Raw genomic sequence first — 11669 nt, forward strand, 5'->3', positions numbered from 1 at the left:
AAGGCGCGATGAGGAGCAGTCGAAGCTGCGAGTCATCGCGCCTTTTTTACTGAAAGGTGATCGTCATGTGTTAATGGAGAAGTGAGAATTGAGAGTGGAGAATTACTAGACGCCGAGTCAATTGAGAGTGGATTCGAGATTGCTTCGTCGTGCCTCCTCGCAATGACAGGCTCTTCGTGTAGGATAGTCGGGCGGGAAAAAAGCAACGCAGCGCTTTTTTCCCGCCCGACCCCTTATCGTAATGAGCCTGTCATTGCGAGCCTGCCTGCCGGTAGGCAGGCGCAGCGAAGCAATCTCTCTGGATACGGCTGAATTTGACTGATTTTAGGCGGCAGTGGGGAATGACAGTTAATATAAACTCGGAACGAGCTGACAGTTGACGGTTGGCAACCGTTGACAGTTAATTTATGCTCCGAGATTGTGCCTGCTCTTTAGCACCACTGTTTATCCGCCCAGACGTAAAACGTATAACGTACAACTCCCTACAGCTCCACTTGTCTCTTATACGTCTTTATGGCGTTAACGATATTGCTTACGATCTCAGCCTGGCCTTCCGGAGAGTTGATATAATCTTCTTCCGTTGGGTTGGAGATGAAACCGATCTCGGTCAGGACAGCTGGCATGGTTGCCGTCCTTAATACTGCAAGACTTAGTTCCTGAACACCACGATTTACGCGGCCTGAAGCGATGTATTCGTTCTGGATGAACGTGGCTAGTTTTATGCTTTGCTCACGCAGGGTGTTTTTTACCAGGGAAACGAAAATTTCAGTGGCTGGGTCTATTGCAGCTGCGTCCTTTTCGTCTAATTTATATTCCTCCTCCATGGCCATGTATTCTTTGATGGCGGCATCCTGCTCATTTAAGCGGGCAAAGCCGGCAACAAAGGTTTCTACACCCCGTACCGACGTTCTGTTCTTTGTATTTGAGCCCATGGAATTACAGTGAACGGAGATCCACAGATCGGCCTTGGCTTCGTTAGCCATATCAATACGCTTCTTAAGATCTTTTGAGTTCGATTCTTCGAAATGCATATCCCTGGTACGGGTATACATCACAGTTACATCCTTCATGTTCTCTTCGATGGCCTTGCCTAATTTCATGGCCACCTGCAGGGTGACGTCTTTTTCCTTCGAGTATCGGCCTGTTGCACCGGTGTACTTTCCGCCATGACCGGCATCAATTACGATGGTCTTGATGCGGTAGGGCTTGTCGTCGGCAGAAGCTTTGAAAGATGTAAATACTAATAAAAATGCAAGTGGTATTAATGCGGAAATGTATCCGATCAATGGGTTCTTTTTCATCAGTTTGAGCGTATATTTTAACAGTTAAACAAATTTAATAATCATCATTGAATTAACTAGCTAAATATTAGGTAATTCTGGATAATTTCCCGTGATTCTAAACCTTTCACGGGGTTGTTATGGTATGAAACTGAAAATTGGGAGATTTATTGTGGGGGATTAGGGGTTAGGCTTTAGGGGTTAGGGTCCACCGGACGTATAGGACGAAGGTGGGATGATATTTTCACCGGCTCAGACCTAATACCTAAAGCCTAATACCTACTCGGACGTTAGGCTTTAGGCGTTAGGGTCCACTGACCGTACAGTATGAAGGAGGGATAATATCTTCACCCCGGCTCAGTCCTTATCCCTAATGCCTAAAGCCTATAACCCATTCAACCGTTGCCAACCCAATCCTCATTTACTACATTTACACTTAAACACGACACACCATGCTAAAAAGATTCACTCTACTAATCGTCCTACTCATAACCTATGCCGGGGCTAATTCCCAAACCCGCTCCGAAAACCTGTTCTACATGGTCAATACCCCCGAATCCTTTGAGAGCTTCCGGGCGAACGTGAGCCAGATCTCGATCGTTTGTCCGCAGACGTTTTTGGTGAGTAAGGAGGGCACGCTTTCGGGTACGGTTGATCAGCGGGTGCTGGCGCTGGCGAAGGCGAATAATGTAAAGGTGATGCCGTTGATTGTTAACAGCGGTTTTGATCAGAAGTTGCTCCATGATATCGTGACCAACCCGGTGGCTCGCAAGCGGTCGATTGAGATGATGCTGGAATATGCTAAAAAGTATGATCTGGACGGCTGGCAATTCGACCTGGAAGGTTTGAGTATACGTGATATGGCTGATTTTACGCTGTACTTCAAAGAGACAGCGGAAGCGCTGCATAAAAACAAGCTGCAATTATCTGCTGCGTTGGTACATGCTACGGAGAATGTGGGCGGCTCGAGTGCATACCATTTGTTCCTGTATGAGAACTGGCGGGCGGGCTATGACTTTAAAGCATTAGCGGAGATCGGGGATTTTATCTCGATCATGACCTACGATCAACACACGCGCCGCACGCCGCCGGGACCTGTTGCTAGTCCGGAATGGATGGAAAAGGTGATCAAGCATTTACTAGCCCAGGGCGTAAAGCCTGAAAAGCTTTCCATGGGCATCCCGAACTATTCGGTGCACTGGTTTACTGACTTTACTGCAGAACGGGGTGGCTTTGCTAACGGCCGCAGTGCGAAATACCCGATGGTGCAGCAACTGCTGGGACAGAATAATGCGAAGAAAATGTGGCACGAGAAAGGCCAGGTGAACTGGGCAACCTGGGATAATGAGGGCGTGTATGAATACCTGTTTATTGAAGATGCACAATCGCTTAAGCCCAAGCTCGACCTGCTGAAGAAATATAAGCTGAGAGGTATTTCGGTATGGGTGCTGGGCGGCGAAGATCCTGAATGGTTTACCGTGCTGAAAAAAGAAACGGTACGAAAGTGAGAGTGATCAGGGCATTTCAAACAATCAAATTTTATTAAGGCGTGCTGAAAATAGGTGTCATTGGGTTAGGCGATATCGCCCAGAAAGCATATCTGCCGGTATTGTGCAACAGGGAACTGGAACTCCATTTGTATACCCGCGATTTGGAGAAGCTCTTCCGCATTGGAAGGGAATATCGCTTTCAGAATCTCCATCAGAGCTTTGAGTCTATCCTGAACAGCGGAATACAGGCGGCATTTGTCCATACTTCGACTGGCAGTCATGTGGAAATAGTCCAGATGCTGCTGATGCATAACATTCATGTGTACGTGGATAAGCCCGTTACGTATGATTATGCATCAACGAAGCGCTTATTGGAGTTAGCGGAAAGCAAGAACCTGCTCCTGATGGTGGGTTTTAACAGAAGATATGCGCCTGCGTACCGGGAATTAAAACAGGTTGTGAATCCGAATATGATCATCATGCAAAAGAACCGGGTTTCCTTGCCGGGTGATGTCCGCACGTTCATCTTTGATGATTTTATCCATGTGATTGACACGCTGTGCTATTTGTTTCCTTATCCTGTCAAGGAGCTTACGGTGAAAGGCCAGAAGAAAGGCAATTTGCTTTATCATGTGGTTGTACAGATGATTGCCGACAATGGTGCGATTGCTATGGGCATTATGAACCGGGATGCGGGGTTGGTAGAAGAGCGGGTGGAAGTGTTTTCATCCGGGGAGAAGAGAAGTGTGGTGAATTTGTCTTCTTTAAGTGTGCATGTCCACAGGGATGAGACGAATAAAGCGATGGGTGATTGGGATTCGATGTTGTATAAGAGGGGCTTTGAGCAGATTATTGGGGATTTTCTACAGGCGGTTAGGGCTGGAGGGAAACCGCAGTTTGCGATTGGGGATTGGCTGAGGACCCACGAAATTTGTGAGGAGGTGGTTCTTCGACTTAATAAGTAGAACGGGGTGCGGTTTTAATGCAGAGGGCGCAGAGGTTTACCTGCCGGCCGGCAGGCAGGCACGAAGGACATTAAGGAGGGCAAAGTCGCACAGCGTGAATATGGGTAGCGCTAAAGATTTACCGCGGAGAGCACAGAGATTTCCACGGAGAACACAAAGAAAAAATGTTAATATTAACATAGAGCGAAAAGTTTTTCACGGATGGCATAGGAGGTCTAGCAGAATTTATCTCTGTGCTCTCCGTGTGTTACTCCGTGCTCTCCGTGGTTTAATTATACACTTTATAATTATTCCGATACGCAGTATGCCCTCCTCAGTTATTTCCTTCTAAACGCCATTTCATACGTTCCAATCCAATCCTTAACACTCATCTTTTTCATCAACTCCCCAATCAGCTCAAATGGAATATTTTCCGGCTTTTTAAAGCGGATACAGCTTTTGCCCATGTCGAGCTTGGCTTTTGAGTGTTTCGGGAATTCGGAGGCGAACCAATCCAGGATCTTGGGGTCAGCATACACGCCCATGTGGTAAACGGCAATGAAGTTTTTTTGTGAGGCGATGCTAACGAAAGGGAGGGGCAGCTTAGGATCGCAGTGGTAACCGGCTGGATACAAGGCATGGGGAACGACATAGCCGGGCAAGCCGTAGCTCATTTCTTCGGTGAACCCTTCCGGGAGGTTATCCTTTATCACCTGCCGCAGCCTGGTCATCGCGGGTTTTCTGTCCTCAGGCAGGGAGTCAAAATATTGGTCGACTGTCTTTATGTCTGATTGCATAGCGTGCTATTTATTTACTTTCCACTGGTGAGTTGCACCGGCAATAATCTCTTTGCCCCAGACAGGGAGTTCGGCTTTTAAGCGCTCCACCGTCTCCTCGCAAGCATCCATAGCGGCTTTACGGTGGGCAGAGGACGTGAATACGAATAAGCAGATCTCGCCGGCGGCTATGGAACCTAAACTGTGATACACATGCATGCAGGTCAGGGGATATTTGGCAAAGATATCCTCGCGGATGACGTGCATGTTGTCCATCGCCAGTTCTTCAAAAGCGGTGTATTCAATGGCTGATACTACGCCGCCCTCGGTTTCGTCGGCACGTACCTGACCGAGGAAGATACTGTGCCCCCCAATGGCTTTCTGGGTGCTGTGCTTCTGAATACTTTCGGCGATGAACGATGGGGATATCGGTCCGGTAATGAATATGTTCTTTGGTTTTCTGTCTGACATGTTAAACTTCCTTGTGATCCTTCCAGGCGAGGATTCCACCCTTCAAGCTATAGATTTTTTTTGAATTACCGTAATGGCTTGCAAGTATCCGGGCAGCATTCAGGCTGCGTTTCCCCGACTTGCAGAAGATGACGATCTTGTTCTCTTTTATCTGATTGACTGATTTTTCAAAGCTGCTTAATGGCAGGCTGAGATAATTAAATTCATTGATCACCGGCGTTTCATTCAGTTCCCGTACATCGATAACGGAAAACGATGGGTCCTGCAGCATCTCTTCAAATCGATCGGGATCAATCTGGGTTGCCGATTGACTGGAGCACATCAGTTCGTAATCTTTCGCCTCAAAGGCAGCAAAGTTAGCCGGTATTAGGGAGTGGCTACCTGCCTGCGGTTGAACCTCCAGATCATACATCTGATTGTTGAGAGAATTATAGGTCATCAAGCGATTGATCAGCGGTACGCCTATCTGAGCTATGAGTTTGATAGCTTCATTGGCCATCATTGTGCCGATCATCCCCGGAAGGGTACCGATCACACCGGCTTCTTCACAGTTTAAGATCTCGTCTTCGGCGGGCGGGTTTGGAAAAACATCGCGGTAGTTACTGCTTCGGCCGTTATTTGTTGCCCAATTAAAAACAGCTACCTGGCCTTCGAATCTTGAAATGGCGCCATAGACAAGAGGTTTGCCGGCCAGAACGCATGCGTCGTTGATCAGATAGCGGCTGGCGAAGTTATCGGTGCCGTCCAGAATAATATCGAACTGCGAAATGATATGCTGTGCATTTGTGGTGCTGAGCGATTCGTTAAATGGGATGATGTCTATCTCGGGGTTCAGGGCAGATAAAATATCAGCGGCTCGTAATGCTTTTGACAGGCCGATATCGTCGGTAGAATACAGGACCTGACGGTGGAGGTTACTCAAGGCAACCCTGTCGTTATCCACTATGCCGATGGTACCTACTCCAGCGCCTGCGAGGTACTGAAGAGCAGGACAGCCTAGTCCGCCAGCGCCTATGACCAATACTTTGGCATTATTCAGCCTGATCTGTCCGGCTTCGCCAAATTCCTTAAGAGAGGTTTGCCGCTGATATCTTGGGTTCTCCATCACTATCCTCCTGAAAATGGTGGCAACAATGCAACGGTACTATTGTCGGTTAAACCAATGTTTTCATTGATTACCTGCTTGTTCACAGCGATCGCATATTTGGAATCTGCAAGTCCGGGGTACTGCCGGTTTAATGCAGTAATCAGCTCATCGCGATCCGATACATCGTTCAATTGCAGTTCAGATACACCGGTTATATCTGTCAGCTGCCCGAATATTAAAACCTTAACCTGCATTTATGTAAAGATAAGCTTCCAGCCGGCCATCATGAGAACAAGGGCCAGGGTATTTTTTAAGATATTCTGATTAAACTTGAGGGCACCAAGATAGGCGCCGCACAATCCTCCGGCGAAAGCCACGGCTACATAGCTCAGCATGTCAGGACTGAAACTGATGCCTTTGGTCAGCTGGCCCGCTAATCCCGATAAGGAGTTAACAAAGATAAACAGGGCACTGATAGCGGCTGTCTGTTTCTGGTTGGTCCATTTCAGCAGTAAGAGGATAGGAGATAGAATTATTCCACCGCCTATGCCGATTAGTCCGGAAAGGAAGCCGATTAGTGAGCCGATCAGTACCGACAAGGCGATGTTTGATTTCTTTAATTCGGCGTCGGGGATATTCGCAAAGAAAAGGAACCGGATGACCGGGATGAACAAGAGTGAGCCCAGGATCCTCTTATAGATATTGGCGTCCATAGAGATCAGTCCGCCAACAAAAGCCAGAGGTATAGATGCCAGGGCTAAGGGGAGAAAGATCTTCCATTTGAAATGCTCCCCCCGGTAGAATTGGATGAATGATGTGAGCGAAACGAAGAGGTTAAGAATTAATGCGGTTGGTTTCATCACCTCAGGTGTGAAAGCGTAAATAGCCATGAGTGCCAGGTAGCCGCTGGCACCGCCATGTCCGACCGATGAATATAACATCGCTACGACGAAAAGGAGGATATAGAACAGGTAGATGCTATCCATAATACTCAGGTAAAAGGTGAATTTCTACCAGCTCGTTCTCGCTGTATTCTGCCCGGCCTTCTTCTAATCTGATCAGGCAATTTGCTTTGGCGAATGAGCTCAGGCGGAAAGATTCCTGTGCTTTGAGATCACTGGCCGAGATTCCATCGTAGTAGCCTTTCAAGAACTGAGTCAGCCCGGCTGGCTTTTTTAATGAAGTTTTAAGTGGTGCTGTCCGACTTTCCAGTGCTGTTTTACGCGAGCTCATTTGCCCGAGGGCCGGAAGGACATATTCGTAATAGCAGCTTAGTACCGAAGCAGGGTTACCCGGCAAGCCAAATACGACCTTTTGTCCTTTCTTCCCAAAGAACAAAGGTTTACCCGGTTTCTGTCGGATCTTATGGAAGATCTGTTCCACATCATTTGCCGATGCGGCACGGATCACGAAGTCGTAATCGCCAACGCTTACGCCGCCGGTTAGTAATACGACATCTGCCTGGTCAAGAGCCTCCCTGATAACTCCGGTGAGGGCTGCAAGAGTATCTGCTGATGAATAGAATTTGATTTGCGAGACCCCAGCTTGCTTCAATGCGGCATTGAGCGCAAATGAATTTGATTCATAAACCTGTCCGTGCACGAGCGATTTGCCCGGAGCCTGCAGCTCATCGCCAGTCAGGATAACGGCTACGGAAGGCCGGGGATAAGCAGAAATATTTTCAATGCCTACACCAGCAAGATAACCAATGGAAGCGGGTGTCATTAAACTGCCTTTTTCGAGGGCGATGGCGCCCGACTTGATTTCGCTGCCCTTGGCCCGGAAGTTCAGTCCTTGTACAAGACTTTCATCTTCAATCAAAAGCTTATTACCATCAACCCTAACCTTTTCCTGCATCACTACCGTATCCGCACCGTCAGGAACAGCAGCTCCGGTAAAGATCCTGGCGGCAGTATGGGCTTGCAGGTATGTGCCACTGGTCGATCCGGCAGCGACTTCACCGTAGATCGTCAATTCTCCAGTTGCCTGCCAGCCATTATAGTTGATTGCATAGCCGTCCATCGACGATTGATTGAAGGGAGGGACATCGGTTTTGGCGAAGACATCTTCTGCAATAACGAGTCCGCCTGCATCCATGAGCGACACGTTTACCGGGCTGAGAAGTTGAATATGAGCCTCTATCAGATCCCGTGCTTCTTGTACTGAAATAAATTCTGACGGCATAATTAAAATTATCCTCCAATACTGATCATGCTCCTGTTGTGCAGGTCTTCGGTGTGGATCTTTTCAAAATCTTTGGTGAACTGTCCCCCGAGTTCCTTCGCTTTGGAGCCTATACTTTCCAGGATGAGAGGCAGAATATCTTCGTTATTTCTAAGGGCGCCGAGCAGGTTGGTTTCCTTAGTTGAGAACAGGCAGTTTTTCATTTTCCCGTCGGCGGTGAGTCGCATCCGGTTGCAGCCACTGCAGAATGGGGCACTCATGGTGCTTATCACTGAAAAACTGCCCTGGTGCCCTTCGATGCGATACTTCTTATCGGTGTCATTAACACCATCATGAAGCCGCAGAGGAGAATATCTTTCTTCGATCTTGTCGAGCATATCCTTCCAGGTAAAGACCTGGTTACTGGTCCAGCGATTGCCATCAAAAGGCATAAATTCTATGAAACGAACCTGCACGGGCAAGTCTTTGGTCCAGGCTATGAAGTCAAGGATTTCACTGTCATTGAGTCCTTTCATCACAACTACGTTCACCTTTACCTTAAAACCGCGGTTGAGCATCAGATGGATATTGTCCATTACTTTCTGGAAGCCATCGCGACGGGTGATAATGTTGAACTTATCGGCATCGAGCGTATCCAGACTGATGTTTAAGGATTTCACCTGAGCTTTTTCCAGCACATCGACAAAATCGTGCAGCCTGGTTGCGTTGGTAGTAAGGCTAAGATCCACGGGTAATTTCGACAGGCGGGTGATGATGTCGGCAGCATCCTTGCGGACGAGCGGTTCACCACCGGTTAGCCGGATCTTATCTACACCATTTTCAACAAAAGTTCTGGCGATTGCTTCGATTTCATGCGGCTGCATAAGCCTTGAAGCAGGCGTAAATTCATAATCCTCCTCAGGCATGCAATAGAAGCAGCGAAGGTTGCAATTGTCGGTAAGCGAGATTCGCAAATAATTATGAGCCCTGTCGAATGAATCAATAAGCATTTTTAAAGGTAAGTTATTTAGCCAAGTTCTTATAATCCTCAGATGTATCGATGTCGATACCACCTTGCTTAAAGGAAACGAAGGAACTGACTTCTTTGTATTTGTCAAAGAGCTTTTTGGCACCGGCATCACCTTCGAGGGATAAAAGATCGGTGAAAAGGCTGGAGTGGAAGAGGGCTGGAATGCCTTTGGTATCGTCATAGCTGCATCCGACAATCGCATCGCCTGTTTCAGCCTGCTTTGCTAGGAGGGAAATGAGGATGGTAGCATCTGCAAACGGCTGATCACAGACCATCAGGATAGCGGCATCGAGATTAGGTGAATTACTGTTCAGTGCATTGATCCCTGCTTTAATCGATGAGGCGAGCCCGCTTTGCCAGTTTGGATTGTCTACCCTAACTATCCCTTTATCATCAATTTGATTGTTAATGAGTTCCTTTACGGCCCCAAGCACAACGAGGGTCTGCTTCGCTTTCGTAGCCTTTGCGCTGTCGATGGCATGCTGTAAAAGTGTCTTGCCCCTATACGCCAGTAACTGTTTCGGCCTGCCGAGCCTGGACGAGCTGCCGGCGGCCAGGATGATTACTGCGTAGCTTTTTATAGTGTAATCTCCCTGGGCTTTCATATGTCAAGTTCTTGGGTGGATTGGAGTCTCCCTGAATTTAAGAAAATTTCCATTACGATTAGCAAAGGCAGCTTTGATACCTGCTGCTAGGGACAGGGCTATCTCCTCAGGTGTAACAGCGCCGATGTCGAGACCAACAGGGGCATGGATGCGGTCCATTTCCGCTTTGGTTACTGGGTTGCCTTCCTCTGCCAGTTCTTTCCAAATCCTTTCGGAGCGAACCCTCGGTCCGAGCATCCCTATAAATGATGCGCGGGTTTGAAGTGCTCTTAATAAGTTCTTCTTATCTGTTTTATAATCATGGGACATCAGGACGATAGCTGTATGTTCATCGATGGTTAAACTACTGAATTCTGATGCTGGGATGATCGTATTGGCATAGTTTCGGATCTGGGGATTGATCTTAAGCACATCTCCGCAAACGCTTACGCGCCAGTCGAGTTCTTTTAACAACCTGCTCATGGGATAAACATCGTATTGATGACCCATTAATACCACGCTGATCTCCGGCGGCAGGATTTCGATGAATATTTCAATGGAACTTCTATCAGCAGAGAATTGGGCTGGTGCAGATTTGTTTTCAGCGATCTGCTGCAAGACGTTATCGAAAATGGCCGTTTCAATGCGCGGGTTTTTTAATGTCGAGAGGCTGTCGCGGCCTTTATATCTGATCACATCACCAGTCGCCACTTTGTCCCAATTCCCTTCAAGTGCGGTAATGGTTAGAAGAACGTGGGTATCGCGGCTTGCTTCAAGGCAGGATTTGAGTATTTCTACAGGGTTGTTTTTATCATTCAGATCCAAGGGTGTAAAAAGTACGTCGATCACCCCATTACAGCCGAGGCCCACTCCAATCTGGTGCGGGTCATCTTCCGTGGTATCGTAGGTGATTAGGGTAGCGCGGGAATTATTGATTGCCAGTCGGGCACGCTTTAAGGCATCGCCCTCAAGACAGCCGCCACTTATACCGCCGATCCATGTGCCGTCATCAAATACGAGCATGCGGGCGCCGGTGCGGCGGTAGGATGAGCCTTCTACACGGACGACGGTGGCGAGGGCTGCGTGGGTGCCGGATGGGATTGTGTTGTAGGCTTTGATTATGGCTTTTATTTCTTTCATTGATTAGGATAAAAATAGGAGAAAAAATAGGAATAGGATTCATAGGATGATAGGATTCATAGGATTATTGGAAGGATGTCATCCGATAGCTATCGGATGCGAGCGACAGCTGGAACCTCCTCTCGGATTTTAGTAAATACTCTAAATATTATAACTAATCGATAATGCTAGTTTGACACATTAAGAATCGATCGGCATTTAGTACATTCGTTATGCTTAAATAAAAAGAACTATGCGAAAAATATTCATGACCGTTGCTTTGCTCGTGTGCTTTGCGGGTGCGCAGGCTCAATCGGACAATCCTAAATTTGACCAGGCTTTGGCGACCAAGGTTGGTGCGGATGACTATGGGATGAAAATGTATGTGCTGGTGCTGCTGAAGACGGGGACTGCCGGGATCACGGACAAGAAGGTTATCGACAGTTTATTTAAGGGCCACTTTAATAATATGGAGCGGCTGACGGCGGAGGGAAAGCTAGTTGTTGCGGGTCCGATGGGAAAGAATGATAAGAATTATAGGGGGCTTTTTATTTTAAATGTCCGGAAAGTGGAAGAGGCGAGGGTGCTGGTTGATACTGATCCGGCGGTAAGGAGTATGATGCTGGATGCGGATTTCCTGCCGTGGTATGGGTCGGCAGCATTAGGGGAATATTTGCAGTATCATGAGAGGGTGGAAAAGAAGAAGATGTGATTCGGATAAAAAA

At 47.6% G+C, this 11669-nt stretch carries 13 protein-coding genes; 3 read left to right on the top strand and 10 right to left on the bottom strand.

Features of this window, described 5'->3' with window-relative positions; translation table 11 throughout:
- Positions 1 to 482 precede the first annotated feature (482 nt).
- A complete protein-coding gene (locus tag B5X60_RS00195; protein ID WP_079700558.1) occupies positions 483 to 1301 on the bottom strand; it encodes an N-acetylmuramoyl-L-alanine amidase family protein in 819 nt (272 codons plus the stop codon).
- Positions 1302 to 1732: 431 nt separating this feature from the next.
- Between B5X60_RS00195 and B5X60_RS00200 the strand changes: the two genes are divergently transcribed.
- Together B5X60_RS00200 and B5X60_RS00205 are read left to right on the top strand one after the other, a co-directional pair.
- Positions 1733 to 2788 (top strand): glycosyl hydrolase family 18 protein, encoded by a 1056-nt coding sequence (locus B5X60_RS00200; RefSeq protein ID WP_079700559.1) that lies wholly within the window; start codon positions 1733 to 1735, stop codon positions 2786 to 2788.
- A gap of 41 nt (positions 2789 to 2829) precedes the next feature.
- Complete coding sequence (locus B5X60_RS00205; RefSeq protein ID WP_079700560.1) at positions 2830 to 3735, top strand: Gfo/Idh/MocA family protein; 906 nt, start codon at positions 2830 to 2832, stop codon at positions 3733 to 3735.
- Positions 3736 to 4052: 317 nt separating this feature from the next.
- Here B5X60_RS00205 and B5X60_RS00210 read toward each other — a convergent pair whose 3' ends face one another.
- From B5X60_RS00210 to B5X60_RS00250, 9 genes are read right to left on the bottom strand one after another with little or no spacing between them, the layout of a single operon-like run.
- The gene (locus B5X60_RS00210; protein WP_079700561.1) at positions 4053 to 4511 is read right to left on the bottom strand and encodes a DUF1801 domain-containing protein; all 459 of its coding nucleotides are present in this window, start codon (positions 4509 to 4511) and stop codon (positions 4053 to 4055) included.
- A gap of 6 nt (positions 4512 to 4517) precedes the next feature.
- The gene (locus B5X60_RS00215; protein WP_079700562.1) at positions 4518 to 4961 is read right to left on the bottom strand and encodes a molybdenum cofactor biosynthesis protein MoaE; all 444 of its coding nucleotides are present in this window, start codon (positions 4959 to 4961) and stop codon (positions 4518 to 4520) included.
- Between the two features lies 1 nt (position 4962).
- The gene (moeB, locus tag B5X60_RS00220; protein WP_079700563.1) at positions 4963 to 6066 is read right to left on the bottom strand and encodes a HesA/MoeB/ThiF family protein; all 1104 of its coding nucleotides are present in this window, start codon (positions 6064 to 6066) and stop codon (positions 4963 to 4965) included.
- 2 nt (positions 6067 to 6068) lie between these two features.
- Positions 6069 to 6302 carry a MoaD/ThiS family protein gene (locus B5X60_RS00225; RefSeq protein WP_079700564.1) on the bottom strand — a complete coding sequence of 78 codons (234 nt, stop codon included), beginning with the start codon at positions 6300 to 6302 and terminating at the stop codon, positions 6069 to 6071.
- On the bottom strand, positions 6303 to 7034 hold the full coding sequence (locus B5X60_RS00230; protein WP_079700565.1) for a sulfite exporter TauE/SafE family protein: 732 nt from the start codon (positions 7032 to 7034) through the stop codon (positions 6303 to 6305).
- Positions 7027 to 8232 (bottom strand): molybdopterin molybdotransferase MoeA, encoded by a 1206-nt coding sequence (locus B5X60_RS00235; protein WP_079700566.1) that lies wholly within the window; start codon positions 8230 to 8232, stop codon positions 7027 to 7029. Before B5X60_RS00235 ends, B5X60_RS00230 begins: the two co-directional genes overlap by 8 nt.
- Positions 8233 to 8240: 8 nt before the next feature.
- Positions 8241 to 9221 (bottom strand): GTP 3',8-cyclase MoaA, encoded by a 981-nt coding sequence (gene moaA / locus B5X60_RS00240; RefSeq protein ID WP_079700567.1) that lies wholly within the window; start codon positions 9219 to 9221, stop codon positions 8241 to 8243.
- 13 nt (positions 9222 to 9234) lie between these two features.
- A complete protein-coding gene (locus tag B5X60_RS00245) occupies positions 9235 to 9846 on the bottom strand; it encodes a nucleotidyltransferase family protein (protein WP_079700568.1) in 612 nt (203 codons plus the stop codon).
- 3 nt (positions 9847 to 9849) lie between these two features.
- A complete protein-coding gene (locus tag B5X60_RS00250; protein WP_079700569.1) occupies positions 9850 to 10965 on the bottom strand; it encodes an XdhC family protein in 1116 nt (371 codons plus the stop codon).
- A gap of 232 nt (positions 10966 to 11197) precedes the next feature.
- Between B5X60_RS00250 and B5X60_RS00255 the strand changes: the two genes are divergently transcribed.
- Entirely contained in the window at positions 11198 to 11656 is a 459-nt protein-coding gene (locus tag B5X60_RS00255) for a YciI family protein (protein WP_079700570.1), read from the top strand.
- Positions 11657 to 11669: the final 13 nt, after the last annotated feature.

It is taken from the genome of Daejeonella lutea (genome assembly GCF_900168015.1).
GTDB lineage: Bacteria > Bacteroidota > Bacteroidia > Sphingobacteriales > Sphingobacteriaceae > Daejeonella > Daejeonella lutea.